Source organism: Arachidicoccus terrestris (assembly GCF_020042345.1).
Lineage (GTDB): Bacteria > Bacteroidota > Bacteroidia > Chitinophagales > Chitinophagaceae > Arachidicoccus > Arachidicoccus terrestris.
On the sequence record NZ_CP083387.1, the window covers coordinates 1,728,201 to 1,747,185 of the forward strand.

Consider the following 18,985-nt stretch of genomic DNA (forward strand, 5'->3'; position numbering starts at 1 on the left):
TGATTATCTTGATGCAGAAGGTTTCTCCCACATACGTTTACTAAGATTATTGAGTTCTTTTTGAATCTGGCCTGCCTGGGATGCGGTAAGCGGCCATTTTGTAAATCCATTGGCCGCATCCAGTGAGGATTTTATAATCGTACTTTTGAATAACCGATTTTCAAATACCTGCTCCCAGCTAAGTCTTCCTCCTCCATTGAGCGGATTGGGAATCAAGGTTCTGACAAGTTTGGTACGCAAGTCAGGATAATAGATCCAGAAAGCAGCGTGCTCACTATTATCCATTACTTCTCCTGTAGACATGGTGTAATTTAAAAGCGGGGCGATACCTAATATTCTGACATAGGTTTTGCCGTCTCTTTTATTAAATACCCACTCTTCTTTAACCCTGTACTTATATATTGAATCGGCAGAAATCGCTTTCTGGCGGACCTGATATCCGACAATATTACCATCCAGGTCATAGGATGCCGAGGTATCTGTTCCCCCGCCGAAGGCAGCCATCGCCTGGTCAAAACTGATCGGGGTCGTAAAACGGTCGTCTATAGGACTAAAGGCCTGAACGCTGTCATTTTTGATCGCATCGATCATCACATTAATGAGTCTGGTCGTATTCTCTCCATCAATAGATGAGTTGTAGAAATAAGGCAGGTTTGCCCGATCTCTGGCATCGATCACCCGCCATACCCTGACCCTGTATAAGGCATCTGTAGAATAGAGCGGCGTATATGGCAGCGGCGTTGCTGTGCTGTCTCCTGCATCATCGGCCAGGATATTATCCCTTCTCATAGATTCCTTCGGGCCATTGATCAACTCATTACCCGATGAGTCTTTGATCACCTCTATCGGTAAATTTGCCAGTAATCCACTGGTATCACTGGTGGAGCCTGCCTCATAGCTGCCGTTATCCGGCAGTTCAGTTGTGTCCTGAGGCGGCACGCTTGTTCTTTTCTTCACGGGTGGTGTATCATAGGCGGACTGTGCTTCTGCATAACCGGCCCATGTCACTGCACATATCAATAATAAAATCAACTTTCTCATAGGTATTCCCCTCTTTATAAAATTTCTATTTTAATACAGATTAAAGGCGATCGGTGCCAGGGTTCTTGAACCGCCGGGACCTCGTGCCCTGATTTCGTCAATAGTGATAGTACTTCCAGGTTTTGCCCTTTCAATCAGGCTTCTGGCGGCACCAAAAGTATTTCCGGTTACAGACTTATGCATGAACTCCGGATAACCGGCACCGGCAAAGGTCATGGTAAAACTGGTCACCGTGAACTTCACCCCTTCAAACACGAAGTTCTCCAGCTCGGCCCTTACGCCTGCCTGCGCTTTAAAGGCGTTAACTGACATCCGGCCCCCCTTGCTGGCACCCACCATCGCGGTCGGCGTCGGCACGGTTTTCACGCGAAAGACAAAGTCTTCACTGGTCTTTCCGTCCGATACATGCATATGCGCCTCACCCGGCTTAGAAGGTCTGGCAATAAACTTGCCATGTCCCTTGGAGACAACAGAACCCTGATCCATAGAAACCCGCATATTCTCCGCCCCACGGCCGTTACCGCCACCAACAGAAATCGGGTTATCCAATCCGATGTACAGCACTTTAACCGCATCTGCACTGACCGTAATACCTGTAGGTGATCCTACCGTATACTGTATATCTTTGGTTAATGTGGCTTTGGTTCCATCCGGCTTCAAAAAAGATATATTGACCTTCTTTGTATAAGTACCGGGGCTTCCTGCTGTCGTCTTATATTCTGCCATCCCATTGGCATTCAACGGGACCGCCTGCCCGTCAATGGTAACGGTTGGTTTGGCACCTTTGCTAAATGCACCCACGCCTGCCGATATACTGAACTCCTGACCAGGTAACAGGTACTGCGTATTGGCGGAGGCTAACGCCTGAAACTCATCATAGACCACCTGTACCTGTCCGATCTTATTATGGCAGAAAAGAACCACCTGTGCTTCGGCGTTCTTGACATCATTCTGGAACTTAGTCAGAATCGTCAGTGCCGCGATGGTCGGTGTCATCCTGAAATAAGCTGCAGACCAGGTTCTGTTACTTTTTTCCCGTACCACCGGCATGGATAAATCGATGGGCAGGCTGCTGCTGAACTGAGAATTAATCTCAGGGTCAATATTTAAAATATTTTTTCTGTATTCCGCTAATTTCTGATACAGCGTATCACCCACTTTACCGTCGTCCAAAATATTGGTGGGCACATCCAGATCATCTTCACTATATGTCGTATCCCCTTTTGCCGGATTATAACCGGATGCCCGCTTTAGACGATCCTTTACCCCTTCGATATAGGCATACATACCATCGGATAAGGTCTTGGCCTGTTGGGCTTTGGGAGCCCAAATGGCGGCCAGCTTCTGTGTAGCAGGATCTTTCAGCTTTTCAGCCAGTGAACTAAACAAGGTCTGGTTTTTCTCATCAATGGTCTGTATGGAATTCTCCAGACTGTTGTTTACAGTACGAAAAGCGTTTAATATTTCGGACGATACATTCAGCGCCAACAGGGCAGTCAACACCAAATACATCAGGTTGATCATTTTCTGCCGCGGCTCCCTAGGTATTGCCATAATTTATATTATTTCTATTTTAAGCTAACTTATAATTTCATTGAGTCCGGCCCCGCTGTGGCTGGTACCGTAATCGATATACATCTATACACGCATTCTTTTATCAGATAGATCCGCCATCCGGCCATCCAGATGAAATGAATCTTCCCACAAAAAAAGCACAGTTGTCTATTTCTGCGGTCCCTGCATGGCAGACAACATACCGCCATAGACCTGATTGAGCTTGGCGAGGTTTTCAGCCAGTTGCCCGATCTGTGCCTGTGTCCTTTTCGCGTCATCCGCACTGGTCACAAGTGCCTGGGAGGTTTCTGCCAGCTTAGCATAGAAACTGTTCATAGAGCTCAGTGACGCGGTAGCTTCCTGTAGCTTTTGCATATACTCTTCTGTATTAGCCATCGAATTACTGGCCGTGCTGATGCGTTGAATACTGGCTTCCAGATTTTTAAAGCCGTCACTCAACCGGTTCATGGAATCAGGTGTGATATCTGCGTCTTTGAGCATATTATCAACAGCTGCCAAGGCAGAAGGCTGTGGTTCAGCCACCCGGGCTGTCCCATACTTTTCATCTCCGATAGGAATACCCATCTCATCAACCGCTTTAGGTGGCGCGAAAATATACAGAAGACCAAAACTCATAAACACAAAGGCTTCTGTATAAAGACCGAAATTCAGCCATCCGTTGGCGGAACCAAAAGGTGCGGTATGGGTGATTTTAAAGAGTGCGCCTAATAATACCGGCACAGCGGCAAAGGAATAAACGATCTCTAGGAAACGATCAATAGGCCTTACTTTTTCTACTGCCATAATAAGGAGTATTTATTTTTAATGATTATATATGTTTATATCAGCAACAGCATGTTCCTTTCCAGAACATGCTGTTATCTATTTTTATTATTCAGGAAGGTTCACCACTACTCTAAATCCGATATAAGAGTGCGCTGTACCCAGATCTTCGAAGAAGTGGTTAGATACATCGGTAAATTGCGGCGTATCTTTCCAGCTGCCGCCACGGACCACCTTTCTGCGTTTTGATTTGCTTTCTGAATCAATCGTGCCCCATTGAATATCCGGATTAAATCTGTTTTCAAAATTGGCACCTCCTGCATAATAGGAAGTATTGGTCCATTCTGACACGTTATCTGCCAGGTTATAGATCCCATATTTACCATGTCTCCCTTCGATTACTTTCTCGGGGAATAATTTATTACCCTGCAGGGAAATGGCTTCTGTCTGTTCCTCTCCCTCACCACCACGGCGACGGCGTTTCTTATCTCCTTTACTGTCATCATCCGCCTCTGCAACTTTCTGATTATTGCTTTTATTGAGTTCCTTATCATTCAGACTGGCAGCATAAGCCCATTCAGCTTCTGTTGGCAGGCGGCACTGACCACCCACAGACATCTTATGATCGCGCTGATCCCGATTAATTCTTTGTTTGGTAAACCAATCACAGTAAGCAGAAGCTTGTTTCCAGTTTACGCCGACCACCGGAAAATTTTTGTATTTATCACTGGCAAAATAACTGGTGGCCATCTGCTCATTATTAGAATACCCGAAATCACGCATCCAGACCAGTGTATCCGGATAGACTTGCACGGTATAGCGATAAACAAATTCCTTCGGGCTACGTCCTTTATTTTCAATTTTTGCTGCTTCCTGATAATCAAACCCCTTCATTTCGTATACCAGTTTTGCCGGATCTATCTGAGGCCGGTGGGAAAGGCTTTTGGAAGGGTCTAATAACAAGCTGGTCAGTTTGGTCATTACTGCGGGATCCTGATAATTAATCTTCTCTGCATTTTTCCAGTTAATACTTGTGTCGCCGTCTTTAACCGTCACATACTGTCCGCCGAGATTTTTGGCAGCAATGGAGTCGCGTACCCAATTAACGAACTCCTTATATTGCGCGTTCGTTGTTTCTGTGGTACTAATATAAAATGAACTGATTAAAACCGGATGGCGGTTTTCATTACTGGCGATATTATTGGTATCATTTTGATTCTCTCCGCCTTCAACAAAAGTTCCTGTGGGCACTTTCACCATAGAAATTGGCAGCCCGTAGAGATGCTTGCTTTTATGCTTTACTATTTTTCTTAACCGAACGCCTGTTTGTGCCTGCAGGGCCCCAGCGCATAAAAGCATCAGACCCATCAAATAACCCGTGTATTTGCTCATACTTTAACTTTTCTATATTTAAGCGAATAAGCAACGCAGTACGGTCGGTTTACTGCTTGCCTATTGGTTTACAAATGCGAACCTTTCCCCGTCAAAAAGACCTTTGTCACTGAGTTTCAAGGCAGGTATCACCAAAAGAGCCATAAAACTCAGGGTCATATACGGTGCGGACAAACTACTCTGCAATTTTTTTGCCATATTATCCATATCGGCATAATTTTTAGCGACTTCATATGCATCCTTGTTGCTCATCAACCCTGCAACGGGTAGTGGTAAAATTTCAGATTTGCCTTTCAGTGAGAGACTAATACCTCCTTTTTCCTGTATAAGACAATTAATTGCCTGTAACAGATCATCATCTGTAACGCCAACGGCCACAATGTTGTGACTGTCATGCGCCACTGTGGACGCAATGGCACCTTGCTTAAAGCCAAAACCCTTGATAAAGCCAATCGCGGGGGCAGCAACTTGATACCTGTTGACGACAACAATTTTCAGAATATCCTGTTCAGGGTCAGTTATCCAGATGCCGTCCGCTTCATGAGGTTGCCAGTCCAGTTTGCCTGTAATTAATTGTCCATCGTACGCTTCAATTACAGGCAGTCTGCCCTTTTCATTTAAGAAGCCAGCCCTTTTTTCAAAACGTAAATCTTTCAGTTTTATTTCTTTAGCGGAAAAATTATTAATCGGTTTTTCAGAAACTCCGGCTATTTTTGTCTGGCCGTTTTCAGCCACCAGATTTCCATCAATAAATGTTTTAATGACTTTGAAGTTTACCAGATCTTCCACCAAAATAAAATCTGCCGGTTCATTTACACGGAGCAGTCCGACATCTAGCTTATAATGGAATACCGGGTTAATACAGGCTGCTTTGACCACCTTAAAAATATCGATTCCCTTTTTAACAGCCCTGGCACAGAGCTGGTCAATATGACCCTCGACCAGACTGTCCGGGTGTTTATCATCACTACAAAACATCATCTCATCTTCATGATCGCTTAACAGATCAATTAATGCGTCGAAATTTTTGGCAGCGCTGCCTTCCCGGATCAGAATCTTCATGCCTCCGGCCAGCTTATCCATGGCCTCTTCCCTGGTAAAACATTCGTGATCGGTGGAAATACCAGCACTGATATATCGCAAAGCCTCCTGTCCTCTTAACCCCGGCGCATGTCCATCGACTGGCTTTTTAAATTGTGTCGCATATTCAATCTTTTTCACCACTTCCGGGTCCTTATGCAGTACACCGGGAAAATTCATCATTTCCGCCAGGTACCGGATATCGTCAGACATCAGCAATTCCTTTATGGCCTGGCTGTCCAGTGTTGCTCCGGCCGTTTCAAAACCTGTTGCGGGCACACAACTGGGGGCCCCGAAATTAAATTTAAAAGGTACTTTCTTACCATTGTCGATCATATAATGCACGCCTTCCACCCCACACACATTGGCGATCTCATGCGGATCGCTGACGGTGGCCACCGTCCCATGCGTCACCGCCACCCTGGCAAATTCACTGGGGATCAGCATACTACTTTCAATATGCACATGCGCATCTACAAAGCCCGGCATCAGATACGGCAAGCCCGGCCCCTCAAGGTCACCGGTCTTCTGGACCTTCATAATTTTTTTATCAAACTCGATGGTGACCGGATAAATTTCCTTTTTAAATGCGTTGACCAGATTCGCGTGTAGGGTATTCATTTCTTTGCTTTTAAATAATAATTAAAAATCACCGAACTGATGGCCTTTTATTGCTGTGGATAGAAATCAAGTAGTTCCACCTTAATAGTCTTACCACCGCCGTCCACCAGTTTTTTAAACTGGTTTATATCGGAAAGACCTTTAGATCCTTTGTAATGATAAGGAATGACCACCTTTGGCTGAAAATCGAGTACGCCGGCTGCCGCCTGTTCCACATCCATTGTGTAAGGCAGGTTCATACATACAAAAGCCAGATCAATATTTTTCAGATGGCGAAGCTCGGGAGTTGCTTCTGTATCGCCACTCAGATAAATACGTTTACCATTAACGGTCAGTACGTAGCCATTTCCCCTTCCTTTAGGATGGAAAACCTGCTCTCCGCCCGGCAGGTTATACATAGGCACCGCCTGAATCGTATACCCCTCCCATTTTTCCGTCCGGCCATTCTCCAGCACGCTGACCTGCCGGCGAAGCGATTCGGGCAGTTGTTCCGCGACTGCCTTGGGTGCTATAATAGGCTTGCTGCCGAATTTATCCCGGATCTGAGCCAGTAATTCAGGATCCATATGGTCTCCATGGATATCCGTGAGTAAGATCAGATCCGGAGCCTGAATACCGGAAAGCAATTTGGGGTCAAAACTGGGATCGACAAGCAGGGTCTTGCCAGCTGTTTTAAGTTCCAGACTGGCATGAAAAATTGGGTGTACAAAAACGCCGGTTACCGGTTCCGTCCAGTCAGTGACTTTTGACTGCGCTTTTGCGGAGCCTGTTAACAGGGCTAATACCAGTAGCAGAAATGCGGCTGCAAAAGATCTTAATGAAAGGTCGCTGCTTTTTCTGTTCTTTTTATTATTATCCATGGCAATTCAGTTTTAATTAATATTAAGTAAGGTATTAAATAAAATTATCGCCAATATCCTGCCAAACTAACGAAAAAAGCTGACCGTTTGTGTTGTATTATTCTTATGTCACTATTTATGCTTCGTCCAACAGATCAGGACGGCGTAACCGGGTTCTTTCAACAGCCTGGTTATACCGCCATTCTTCAATGAGTTTCGGATTGCCGCTGAGCAGCACATCGGGTACTTTCCACCCCTTAAACTCAGCCGGGCGGGTATAAACCGGCGGAGCCAGCAGGTCATCCTGAAAAGAGTCCGTCAGGGCGGAAGTTTCATCTCCCAAAACGCCGGGCAGCAGCCTGCCAACGGCGTCGATCACTACGGCCGCCGCCAGTTCACCACCACTAAGGACATAATCCCCGATGGAAATTTCACGGGTCACATAATGCTCACGGATCCGCTCGTCAATCCCTTTATAATGGCCGCAGATAATCAACAGATTACCTTTAAGAGACAGGCTATTGGCTACTTTTTGGTCAAATCTCGGCCCGTCAGGAGTCATATAAATAATTTCATCAAAATGGTGCTCTTTTTTAAGCTCTTCTATGGCATTGACGAGTGGTTCACACATCATTACCATACCGGCACCTCCCCCAAACTGATAATCGTCCACCTGTCCATACTTGTTCAGTGCCCATTTGCGTAAATTATGCAATCTGACAGTAAGCAGTCCTTTTTCCTGCGCCCTTTTCATTATACTATGGGAAAGTGGACTCTCCAACAAATCAGGTTGAACTGTAATGACATCAATGTGCATGGTTGTTCTTTTTTAGACCTCCAGCGGACGGATATTATTTTTTTGCTTTGCCGTTAATAACAGGTGACTGTGCGGCCACTTTGGCTTCAATAAAACGGATCTCTTCCGCCTTCAGATCCTTTAATTTCAGGAAATAGGCTGCCCTGTTGTAGCCAAAAAGTAGTAAGTACTCCTTCGTCTTTACTGTTTTGCCAAAGTCGCTCCAGGCAAAGGTAGAACGATTTCCGCTGGCATCAAGCGTTAGTCCCTGATCTGTAAAACTGTATTCAATTGGCCCCTGTAATCCCAGATTCGATCTATAAATTTTTCTGGCCCTGACCCAGACCAGAATAGGAAACAGTACCAGACCATAGATGCTAAACGCAAATAAAAAGAGCTGTACATTTTCAGAAAGAATGCTTTTGACAAAAAAACGGACAACGGAAAGGATCAGCAGCAGTATGCCCATCATGGTAATGATCTGGTAGAGACGCTGACGATAACTGAGCCGCAAAAACAATTTGCAATATTCAGTTTGTGAAAGTTGTGTACTGACTTTAAATGCAGCCATAAATTGAATTTCTTTTGTGGTGGTTTATTTCGAAGACCCTTTTCTTTATTTTCGCTTTTCTTTTTTAACAAGCTCAATCGTATGATCAATCGCCTGCAAGCTATGCCAGTCACCATGTCCTACGATCATATAGCGGGGATGCTTAAAGCACTTTAGCTTCAGGGCATCCTGATCCCAGACAGCTATATTCGCATCTGACAGATTCCCCAGATTCTCGTCCTCTACGCTCTTTAAAAAACAGCCTCCATATAATATTTTTTCCCTGGGTAGCCATACCACGATATTGTCAGGGGCGTGTCCGGGTCCGGGATAAAAAGTCTGCATGGTAAAAGAGCCCAAGTGAAACGTCGTATCAGGCGTCATTAAATGTTTCGCTCTGGGTTCATTATGTAGTTCACAAAGAGAATCTGTCATTTTAGTCGCGTAAGTGGCAATCCCAAGTGCGCCATACTCTTTCAGCGCTCCGGACCTGTCTTCATGAAAATGCGTCGCCAGACACAGGATCACCTTTTGCTGATGCCGTTTCCATATACTGTCCAATAATGGTTGCCGGTCCTTGGGATCCCAGGGGCCATCAATGACTACGGCTCCCTTGGGCGTAAGCGCAAAGAGGCCGTTGGCCGGATAATACTTCCCATTAAAAGCACCGTAACTCGTAAACAGATAGACGCTGTCTGTCAGGGGCGTTATTTCAAAGGGACCTTTGACCGCTAACTGCGCCCGGACGGCTATTACGCAAAGACTCATTAACCCGGCCAGGCAGACGCGCCAAAACACTTCAGCCCGGCCTGCCCTTTTACCTATTTCCGCTGTCAGTATCATCCTCTTCATCTCTTTTTGTGTTTTACTTTTGTGGCGGCAACAACGCTACTCTTCCGGCGTCTGTTCTATATCCAAAAAATGATCAATGTCCCGGCGATCCCTTTTAGTAGGCCTGCCTACTTTACTCAGTCTTTTGCCCGTATGAAAACTGGGAGCCTGAAACGTGATGTGATCCAGGGCTTCCGGCGGTGTTATGTCCTTATAAAATTTTATCGCCTCACTATAGGCCACTCTTTTAGGGAGCAGACCGGTTACTTCAATGACCCATTTACGGGCTTCTGCCTTCACTTCATATACATCTCCAACGGACACCGGCTTAGAGGCCTTGAGGCTTTGCCCGTTTGCTTTCACGCGGCCCTTATCGCAGGCATCCGCAGCCTGGCTTCTTGTTTTAAACAGCCGGATCGCCCAGAGATATTTGTCTATTCTTAATTTCTCATCCATAATCTTCTTATATATAGATACAAAAATCGGGCAGGGGACATTCATAAACAAAATATATAGCCCGCCTGCCCGAATAAGATTTAGGTTATTTTTTCAGTTCTGCGTAGAACTTGTGAAAATAAGGAATCGTCTCTATGCCTTTGTAATAATTTTCCAGATTGTATTTTTCGTTGGGACTATGCAGGTTGTCGCTATCCAGTCCAAAGCCCATAAAGATTGTTTTACAATCTAAAATGGATTCAAATAAAGTGGTAATGGGTATACTCCCACCGCCCCTGACAGGAATCGGCGCCTTGCCAAAGGTGGCTTCGATGGCTTTCTCCGCAGCCTTATATTCTGTGCTGTCAATCGGTGTTACATAAGGATTACCGCCGTGATGAATGATCGTTTTCAGCGTTACGCAATCCGGCGTAATTTTTTCCAGATGTTTAATCAGTAAATCTGTGATCTTATGATGGTCCTGGCCGGGCACCAAACGACAACTGATCTTGGCATGGGCCTTACTCGGCAATACGGTCTTGGAACCTTCCCCCATATAACCGCCCCAGATACCATTGAGTTCGAGTGTCGGTCGGATACCTGTTCTTTCCAGTGTCGTATAGCCTTTTTCACCCCAGAGTTCCTTTATACCCAGATCTGTCTTATACTCGGCTTCATCAAAAGGTGCCTGATTGATTTTTTGACGTTCTTCCCCGGTAAGTTCCTGGACATTGTCATAAAATCCCGGAATGGTAATATGATTGTTTTGGTCATGCAAAGAAGCGATCATCTGAGCCAGAATGGTAATCGGATTTGCGACAGCCCCGCCATAAACGCCGCTATGCAAATCACGGTCCGGACCTGTCAGCTCTACTTCGATGTAGCTCAGTCCCCGCACTCCGGTATCCAGACTGGGTGTTTCCAGACTGATCATGGCTGTATCGGAGATCAGCACCACATCTGCTTTCAGCAGGTCTTTATGAGATTCCATAAAAATGCCCAGATTCTCTGATCCTACTTCTTCTTCTCCTTCAATCAGAAATTTGATATTCAGGGGAACGGAATTCGTTTTAACCATGGTTTCCAGGGCCTTGATATGCATATAAAACTGCCCCTTGTCATCCGCAGATCCTCTGGCAAAGACCTTTCCGTCTTTAATCACCGGTTCAAAGGGACCGCTGTGCCAGAGATCCAGTGGCTCTATAGGCTGCACATCATAATGACCATATACCAATACGGTTGGTTTGGAAGGATCCGTAATGAGTTCACCGTAGACGACGGGGTGCCCTTTGGTCGGAAAGATCTCTACTTTTGCAGCGCCTGCTTCTGCCAGACGCGCTTTAACCATTTCGGCACAAGTAGCCATATCTGCCTTATTTTCAGGTTTGGCACTGATGCTGGGGATGCGTAATAATTCTAATAATTCGTCAAGAAACCGTTGTTGATTAGCCTCCTGAAATGTTTTCCATTCTTGCATAAAATCGCTTTTTTTCGTTGTAAATGTCTGCATTCAGGCAGCTTTGCCCCGCTCCTTTTTGTTCCGTCAAGCGATTGTCGCTTGCCGGTTCTCCCATATCTACCGCCGATAAGCTTCAGGCGATTGAGAGATCCGGTCAGTCGCTTTCTCTGACAGGTGGCTGCCTTGCAGGAGCCAAAGGTATCGATTCCCTGACTTATTACCAATGGCTGTTAGTATTCTGTATTCAGTCAACTGACTGCATGCCCCATATCGTAGGTTGGCATTTCTGATAGCCAAAACAGGTCCGGAGCAAGAAAAAATACATATTTAAAAGGCCCTGGAACCAGCCCCCGTACCGGGACTGCTTATATTACCGTCCGATATCTTCCTTGCCCTGGCCTTCTGATTCTTTCTTAACAGTCAACGCAGATTCTACCAGCTGCACATCGATGCCGAGCAGGGAAGCAATTTCCTGCGGGGATTTATTATTACAATAGGAAGTATTTTGAAAAAAATTTCTAAGTATTTCTATTTTTACCCGTTTTTCCACTCGTTCTTCTCCTCTCTTTTCCCCTCTCTTTTCCGCAGCTCTGACACGGTCCTGCAGGCGCAATTCCAATAGCATGTCCATAAATTCTGCCATTTTAGCTTTATCTACTGCCATTTAGTTTTCAATTTATATGGTAAACGTATTTTTGCAGGATTCCCGTTCTTCCAGTGTTATTCAAGTTAGCTCAAACTAGCTCAAAATTGTGGCCATAGCCATCGTATAATATCGGAAGTGCAGGCTCCCCGTAGCAACCTTTCAATATAGAAAAGTCAGGCGCAGCTGTTCCATAACTTCAGGCCGCACCCTGACTTTTCCTCCCAATTTTTACAGTACCCCTGGTACTACCGGGTAATTAAGCTGTTAAAACAGACTTTACCAGCTGCGCATCAACGCCCAAAAGTGAAGCTACTTTGTGCGGCGCTTTTTTTAAATCAGGAAAACTTTGAAGAAAGCGTTTGATCATTTCTCTTCTTGCCCATTCCTTTCCACGGGCTTCCCCACGAGCCTCTCCTCGAGCCTCTCCTCGTGCTTCTCCACGTTTTTCTCCACGTTTTTCCCCCGCTCTGATACGATCCCTTAGGCGCAATTCAAGCACCATGTCCATAAATTCTTCCATCTTGATTCTGTTTAAATTTTCGGCAATACTTAATACCTGATCGAAGGAGCCATCCTTCAAAAAAGCAGGCAGTTCGGTGTGTTTTATATTAAAATCACCTCCCAGCCTATGAAAGTTATTCAACAGGAAAAGCCATTTATCCCGCTCAGAATAGGCAGTTGGCTTATTAATGGCGGCCTTTGGCAGATCAATCATCATTTTCCAGTCCTTATTATTGAATAGCTCACCACGGCCGTCAGCGTCCATACTTACATATTCATACATCCACACGTCCGGTCCTTTTCTCCCCAGGTCAAAATCCGCCAGCCCCAATACAAAAATTGGCACCTGCTCAAAATTCCAGCCCCGCCCTTTTTCCGCATACATCGCGCGTGTCTTACCTTCATACAGAGAAATCCGGTCGAAGTAAAAATCCTGCTCCTGTCTTTGCATTTCCGTCACAAAAACCGCCCGGGTCTCCGGCTCCTGCCAGACAACATCCGGAAGTACGTTTCTCGCATCCTGCGTGTCTCCCAAAAAATCTGCAGACTGCAAAACCAGATCATTAATTTCCGTTCGGTGGCCCCAAAAGGCACGGAGAAAAGGGATCGCTACGGCGTCTTTATGCCCTTTCCTCCCAAAAAGCGCCTGAAGGCCGCATCTCTTTTTAACTCCTCCAACTCCTGCTTCAATAACAAAGCGCCATCTTCATCATTAAAAGATGATTTTCTATAGACGCTATCATCACTGGCTTCATCCTCCCGGACTTCATGATTTCCAAAATTTCCATCCTTATCCACAAACATAGAATAAGAGACAGGTACAGATTGTTTGTACAACATAGCATTATTATTCATAGACATAACATTTTAAGTAAGACTCACAGCAATGCTGCATCTTACAGAAATAAAAAGGATAATTCCGGCAATAATTGTAGGTTAAATAGCAGTAGAACAATTCCATATGTATAAGCAACAAAACAATCATCCACTGCTGGAACAAAGATACAGCAATATAATCCCAATACCAAAAAAATGGCTTGAAAATAATAAAAAACTTAGTCAAATGCCAATCTCTTTCATGAGAAAGCACTTCAAAGCCGCTCCCCGCTACCTCATAAACTGTGGGGCCTTATAGAGTTTACCGTATATCAGACACATTCTGTTTATCATGTTTATAGTCATCTTTTACCTCCAGAATTAGCAGATTTTCTTTCAACTTAGAAGGTCGCTTTTCGGTCCGGCAAACACATTGCATAGGCTCAATATAAAGAAATGCCACAATACACCAAACGGGCATTGTGGCATTTTCTTTATCGGACGTTTTCAAAAACCGATTAACGAAGGAGCATGAGCGCTAGAACAGCTGATCCAGTTTTTCCTGCAGCGCTTCTCCCCTCAGATTCTGTGCGATAATCTTTCCTTTGGGATCAATCAGAAAATTTGCCGGAACGGCGTGGATCCCGTATAAGGCGGCCACTTCATTTTTCCAGCCTTTCAAATCAGACACTTGTTGCCAGAGCAGCCCATCTTTTTTAATGGCCTGCAGCCACTTGGCCTTGTCATTGTCCAGACTCACGGAAAGCACCGTAAATCCTTTATCATGAAACCGGTCATAGGCTTTGAGGACATTCGGGCTCTCCGCTCTGCAAGGGGCACACCAACTGGCCCAGAATTCCAGTAATACGTACTTTCCTTTATAATCAGCCAGCTTTACGGATAGACCGGCTGTGTCAGCCTGGGCAAATCCGGGCGCGTTTTTACCGACCTGTACCCTGCTAAGTGTAGCGATCCGGTCACCCAGTTCCAGGCCCTGTTGGGAATGTTGTACGGCCTGCGAAAATCCTGCGAATAAGGCCTTACTTTCTTCCAGCGTGTTATCATTGACATAATGCAGGAGCTCCCAGGCAGCAGCGATACTGCCCGGATGGCTTTTAATAAAATCCATCTGTAATTTTCTGGAAAGATCGTTTTGTGTATTTCTGGCAGACTCAAAGGCCGTCTTATAGTTTTGGGCCGCCACTGAGTCACCCGCCTTATAGGCAGCCATCCACTTTTCATATACCGCCTGTACAGGTTTTCTGGATTGGAGCTGAGCGTGATTATAAGCGGCATATTCATTCACAACCGGACTGCCCTTTACACCTACATCATAAATGGCATTCAGGTCTCCTTTTACGGTAATCATACCTTTATCCAGATACAGGTCGACCTTCAGCGAATAATCATGATTAAACAGCATGGCAAAACAAGGTTCAGAAATGGTATCCGTAATACTGAATTTCCCGTCTTTGGTCACCACGGTATCGGCTTTCATCTTACCGAAAGTACCGAAGCCCAGATACACCTCGCCATCCGGCAAATTGGCGATATTGCCGTTTAATGTAAAACGTTGCTGCTGCGCGAAACCCTTTAGACTGAAAACCGTCATGATCATTAAAATAATAAAGAGCATAAGACCGGCCGGACGGCTCTTTACTTCATTTTTTTTAGCAGCAAATGAATAAGTAACCGCGTTCACGGCGCCATTGATTATCTGTGGTGTTCTCATTTCAATTTGATTTAAATATTTATGGATTAAAAAATTGACTTGTCATAAAATGCTTACTGTTCCCGGAAGGCCATATCAATGATTTTTCCCGGCAATCCTTCTATTTTCTTAATAAGAGTCCCGTCCTGTCCTGTACGGATATCCAGAAAGTAAAGAGTGCCTTCTGTACCTACCACCAAGGTGTTTGCATCCTGTAGTTTCACCATAGTGACCGTTTTTCCGCCGAAGGCGGTTTTCACCAGCCTGAAATCTTCATTGATCGGGTTATAGCGGTATACCTTATCCTTATAGCTGAAAAACAGGATCTGACTGGACGTCGCTGCCCATAGCGTGGCAGGGCTGATCAGTTCCTGCCTGGCAAAGGGCCGCCTGGTCAACGCCTCGAATTCAAAAGGCCCGTTAAAATTCGTTTTCATGCTGCATTCATAAATGCTGTCATTGGGCGCTATAAAATAGCCAAAACAAAGCCCGCCGGCAATCTGCTGGAGATGCATCAGGTCCATGCCTACATTTTTAGGGTCAAAGCTATCGCCCTTGACCACATAATCCGGTCCAAAGAATGTCGCGTCGCCGTAAAGGTTAAACCGGACAAATTGCTTTTTATGCTGATCAAATCCAATGTAATTACCGGGGCCAAAAGTGCCTGTATAATCGAAGACCATCTCCGGTGAAAGACTGTAATCCCCTGCCGCTCCCTGGCCGAACATGCCATAAGTGGGTGCCTGATTCCAGGTAGAGGTCGTACCGTTATACAGCCGGTCCCCGATAATGCCGGAAATAACACCCAGCGGGTTGACAAACATATGATTGGGAAGCAGGCTTCCCTTAGGTGCGTCAAAAAAATTATCTTTCAGTGTTTTGATCACTTTAAAATCATTGGCATCCACCTGGATCCCCGTATTTTCGCCGCTCTTCCCGAAAATCCAGTAGCTGGCAACAGGCGGCTGATAGGCCTCCGGGATCGCCAGGATCTGCGTGGGTGCGGAGGGCAGCGACTGACCGGGATTCACTGCCTCAAATAAATAAGGCTGCACCGTGCCATCCGGCTTGATAAAGGACAATACGGTCTTCTCCGCTTCACTGCTGAGCACGGTCATACCCTTAGAGAATGCAGTCTTGCCCACGAGGGTAAAATCCTTAAAATACTTCATACCATTGGCCGTATTCTCAATGGCAAATCGCCCCGTAAATGATTTAGGGCCCAACCCGAAAATGATCCTGAGATCCTTGCCTTCATAGTGGCGGTCTGTGTCGGACGCCGTCACAGGAGGCACATGTATGGTCCAACTATATTTCAGCTGTCCGGCCGTACTGCCTTGCAGCTGCACATCCGGAGCAATGACCAGGCTGTCTCCCACAAACACTTCATAGACACTGTCCATATTTCGAATGACAGGAGCAGCGGGCAGCTGATAGGTGTAATTTCCCTTATCCTTGTAACAGGAGCTGACAAGCAGTACCAACCCCAGGCAGAGAACAGAACTATAAGAAAAGACTTTGTGTAGTCGCATAATCATACGATTTAAAAAATGACTTAATGAACCTGATCACCATTTTCATCTATAAAAAAGAAGCTGCCGGCCAGGGCGTCGTAACGGTAAGTGATGATCTTTTTAGGATTGTCCTTATTGAAAAAAGAGTAAGTCTGATCATCTACTTTTTCCAGGACATAGCCTTTTTCCGGATGATCGTTTACCCACTTGGCGGGATTACTTAAAAAACTCGTCAAGAGACTGACAAAGTAAAGATTCTTAGGCGCGTCCAGGCCGCCTTCTGAACCTGTCGTGAGATCCGTCTGGCCGGTAACGATGATAAAAAGCTGGTGCTTCACCTGGGAATAATAATCGCCCATCCACATCGACCACCAGCCGGGCCGTTCCAGCTTACTGGAAAAGACCAGCTTCGCCCGGGACAGCTGAGGCATCGAGACACCCAGCGAACTCGTTGGTTCCAGATAAAATTTAATATGTACGGCGGACTGCTGTAATAGCGTGTCTGTATTATAGAGCACGATGGGCACATATAGTATACCGGTGTTTGCCGGGATCACATAGTGGGGCTCGATGGCTTTATAATGCTTTCCCGCAACAGCCGTAGTGGAATCCGGATCTACCTTCAGGATAAAGTCCCGGTCCTTGTCAGATCGGAGACCTTCCAGTTTGACCGGCAAATAAACCGTATCTGACGCTTTTTCGGGCGTATAGGCAAATGTATAAAGCAGGCTGTCCCGTTCAGCCGCCGTCAGTTCAAAATAAACGCTGGCCGGACTATTATATAACGTCAGTTCACTTTTTTTGCAGCCAGTTGAAACCGCTGCCAGCATGCCTAAAAAAACTCCTATCGTATAACGCATATACCACTTAATTTTTAACGATGACCAAATTCAATTTCATTATCGGGAAGCGGCAGGACAAACACGGACGGGCTGGCAGGGATCTGTGTGCCTGCGTGGCCCTGGATCGGTTGGTTCAACCGTTTATACATATAAAACACCTGCCCCTCACCCAGGAACTCCTTGCGCGCTTCACGAATCAGCGCACTGATGAACTGATTTTTATCCGTCGCGGTAAAGGGCTGCCCTATTCCCCGGTGGACACGTACGGAGTCAACATAACTCAGCGCCTTTTGCTTATCCTGATCAAAGCTCGCTTCTGCTGCTATATAATACATCTCACTGAGCCGGATCGCGGGTAAAGTCTGCGGGTAAAAATTTGAGCTCAGGTCATCTTCGTCACCATCCGGATTACGGGCATATTTCTGCAGTTCCAGATTGCCATCTACCGCCACCTGCAGCCACCTTTTAAAACGCAGATCCTCTCCACCGACACCACTGGTTTCATAAATGCGGGCCGCATCTTCTTTGGACAGAAATAAGCCGGCGGAACCGGTTTCAAATCGGGACCTTAGCTCTGACACACTCCAGGGGGCATACCATCCGAAAATAACCTCCTTATACAAGAGCAGGTCTTGCTTCTCAGGATCCGTGTTCAAAAAATCCTCCTGTCGGGTCCAGGGGAATTTAGCAGTCTGTATGACTTCCATGGCACTGGCCAGGGCCTCTGTTTTCTTCTGGTCATATAGATATACCCTGGCAAGAGTGGCCATGACTGCATAATAGTTAAACCGGTTGCGGCGCATCTGCATAAAAAGAGAAGGGTCGGTATTTTCTGTCGCGGAATCACTGCCCGGATAATCCACCACGTAGGCAGCGGTCTGGATCGGGTCGGTACCGGCTAGTAAGCCCTTCGCGGCGGTCAGGTCTTTTTCTATGGCCTCCATCACTTCTGCGGGCGAGGAGGTCTTGGTTACCTTATTACTATAGGTCGTTACATAGGGGATACCCTGAGCGCCATTGCTGATCACAGAACTGCCGAAAAGGCGGAACAGGTCAAAATGAAGATAGGCTCTGAGACCCAGCGCTTCACCCTTGATCAGGTTATAATGATTGCCGGAAAACAGCTGCTCATGGCCTTCCAGATGCTCCAGGATCAGGTTCAGGTTGACAATGCCGTTATAGAGTCCCGACCAGATATTATCCCGCCTCGCGATAAAATCCGCATCCTTAAAATCAAACTTCTCCGTTTTCAGGTAGGACCAGGGGTCTATCTGTGTAGACAAAGTATAGTCCTGGGCCATGACATCCGGCAGGCCGGTTGTCAGCTCTGCCCCATACAGATCAGTACTGGCCAGCCGGATGTAAACGCCATTTAAGGCTTCCTCAAAACCAGCTTCAGTGGTAAACAGTTCATCTGCCGCCACATCAGACTTCGGCTGAATATCCAGCCATTTATTACAGCCTGTCATCGTTATAAGGACGATCAGTACCGAAGCCAGCAGGACGCCCGGCTGACTCATTTTACCCCGATAATCATTTATTCTTTTGAATTGCTTTTGCATCATAGCTGTTGT

At 45.9% G+C, this 18,985-nt stretch carries 19 protein-coding genes; 1 reads left to right on the forward strand and 18 read right to left on the reverse strand.

Annotated features, from left to right (window positions below; all coding sequences use genetic code 11):
* Window positions 1–3: 3 nt before the first annotated feature.
* From porN to K9M52_RS07040, 11 genes are all read right to left on the reverse strand, one after another.
* Window positions 4–1,041: a type IX secretion system ring subunit PorN/GldN gene (gene porN / locus K9M52_RS06990; protein ID WP_224071338.1), complete on the reverse strand. Its 1,038-nt coding sequence runs from the start codon at window positions 1,039–1,041 to the stop codon at window positions 4–6.
* 30 nt (window positions 1,042–1,071) lie between these two features.
* Entirely contained in the window at window positions 1,072–2,595 is a 1,524-nt protein-coding gene (porM, locus tag K9M52_RS06995) for a type IX secretion system motor protein PorM/GldM (RefSeq protein WP_224071339.1), read from the reverse strand.
* 168 nt (window positions 2,596–2,763) lie between these two features.
* Window positions 2,764–3,399 carry a GldL-related protein gene (locus K9M52_RS07000; RefSeq protein WP_224071340.1) on the reverse strand — a complete coding sequence of 212 codons (636 nt, stop codon included), beginning with the start codon at window positions 3,397–3,399 and terminating at the stop codon, window positions 2,764–2,766.
* Between the two features lie 87 nt (window positions 3,400–3,486).
* On the reverse strand, window positions 3,487–4,770 hold the full coding sequence (gene porK / locus K9M52_RS07005; protein ID WP_224071341.1) for a T9SS ring complex lipoprotein PorK/GldK: 1,284 nt from the start codon (window positions 4,768–4,770) through the stop codon (window positions 3,487–3,489).
* Between the two features lie 60 nt (window positions 4,771–4,830).
* Entirely contained in the window at window positions 4,831–6,471 is a 1,641-nt protein-coding gene (ade, locus tag K9M52_RS07010; RefSeq protein ID WP_224071342.1) for an adenine deaminase, read from the reverse strand.
* Between the two features lie 47 nt (window positions 6,472–6,518).
* Entirely contained in the window at window positions 6,519–7,331 is an 813-nt protein-coding gene (locus K9M52_RS07015; protein WP_224071343.1) for an MBL fold metallo-hydrolase, read from the reverse strand.
* Between the two features lie 115 nt (window positions 7,332–7,446).
* Window positions 7,447–8,127, reverse strand: coding sequence for a tRNA (guanosine(37)-N1)-methyltransferase TrmD (gene trmD, locus K9M52_RS07020; protein WP_224071344.1), 681 nt, complete (start codon window positions 8,125–8,127; stop codon window positions 7,447–7,449).
* Window positions 8,128–8,161: 34 nt separating this feature from the next.
* Entirely contained in the window at window positions 8,162–8,677 is a 516-nt protein-coding gene (locus K9M52_RS07025) for a YcxB family protein (RefSeq protein ID WP_224071345.1), read from the reverse strand.
* 45 nt (window positions 8,678–8,722) lie between these two features.
* The gene (bla, locus tag K9M52_RS07030) at window positions 8,723–9,508 is read right to left on the reverse strand and encodes a subclass B1 metallo-beta-lactamase (protein ID WP_224071346.1); all 786 of its coding nucleotides are present in this window, start codon (window positions 9,506–9,508) and stop codon (window positions 8,723–8,725) included.
* 36 nt (window positions 9,509–9,544) lie between these two features.
* Window positions 9,545–9,943, reverse strand: a complete 399-nt coding sequence (locus K9M52_RS07035; RefSeq protein ID WP_224071347.1) for an RNA-binding S4 domain-containing protein — start codon at window positions 9,941–9,943, stop codon at window positions 9,545–9,547.
* Between the two features lie 85 nt (window positions 9,944–10,028).
* Window positions 10,029–11,399, reverse strand: coding sequence for a dipeptidase (locus K9M52_RS07040; protein ID WP_224071348.1), 1,371 nt, complete (start codon window positions 11,397–11,399; stop codon window positions 10,029–10,031).
* Window positions 11,400–11,422: 23 nt separating this feature from the next.
* Between K9M52_RS07040 and K9M52_RS07045 the strand changes: the two genes are divergently transcribed.
* Window positions 11,423–11,671, forward strand: a complete 249-nt coding sequence (locus K9M52_RS07045) for a hypothetical protein (protein ID WP_224071349.1) — start codon at window positions 11,423–11,425, stop codon at window positions 11,669–11,671.
* An 80-nt stretch (window positions 11,672–11,751) separates the two neighbouring features.
* On the opposite strand, the gene K9M52_RS07050 is transcribed toward K9M52_RS07045, so the two are convergent.
* From K9M52_RS07050 to K9M52_RS07080, 7 genes are all read right to left on the reverse strand, one after another.
* Window positions 11,752–12,045 (reverse strand): hypothetical protein, encoded by a 294-nt coding sequence (locus K9M52_RS07050; RefSeq protein ID WP_224071350.1) that lies wholly within the window; start codon window positions 12,043–12,045, stop codon window positions 11,752–11,754.
* Window positions 12,046–12,283: 238 nt separating this feature from the next.
* Window positions 12,284–13,219, reverse strand: a complete 936-nt coding sequence (locus K9M52_RS07055) for a PD-(D/E)XK nuclease family transposase (RefSeq protein WP_224071861.1) — start codon at window positions 13,217–13,219, stop codon at window positions 12,284–12,286.
* A complete protein-coding gene (locus tag K9M52_RS07060) occupies window positions 13,138–13,383 on the reverse strand; it encodes a hypothetical protein (protein WP_224071351.1) in 246 nt (81 codons plus the stop codon). Before K9M52_RS07060 ends, K9M52_RS07055 begins: the two co-directional genes overlap by 82 nt.
* 499 nt (window positions 13,384–13,882) lie before the next feature.
* Window positions 13,883–15,076: a TlpA disulfide reductase family protein gene (locus tag K9M52_RS07065; protein ID WP_224071352.1), complete on the reverse strand. Its 1,194-nt coding sequence runs from the start codon at window positions 15,074–15,076 to the stop codon at window positions 13,883–13,885.
* Window positions 15,077–15,129: 53 nt separating this feature from the next.
* Window positions 15,130–16,587 carry a PKD-like family lipoprotein gene (locus K9M52_RS07070; RefSeq protein ID WP_224071353.1) on the reverse strand — a complete coding sequence of 486 codons (1,458 nt, stop codon included), beginning with the start codon at window positions 16,585–16,587 and terminating at the stop codon, window positions 15,130–15,132.
* 23 nt (window positions 16,588–16,610) lie between these two features.
* Window positions 16,611–17,429 carry a DUF4843 domain-containing protein gene (locus tag K9M52_RS07075; RefSeq protein ID WP_224071354.1) on the reverse strand — a complete coding sequence of 273 codons (819 nt, stop codon included), beginning with the start codon at window positions 17,427–17,429 and terminating at the stop codon, window positions 16,611–16,613.
* Between the two features lie 14 nt (window positions 17,430–17,443).
* On the reverse strand, window positions 17,444–18,976 hold the full coding sequence (locus tag K9M52_RS07080) for a RagB/SusD family nutrient uptake outer membrane protein (protein WP_224071355.1): 1,533 nt from the start codon (window positions 18,974–18,976) through the stop codon (window positions 17,444–17,446).
* Between the last annotated feature and the right edge of the window lie 9 nt (window positions 18,977–18,985).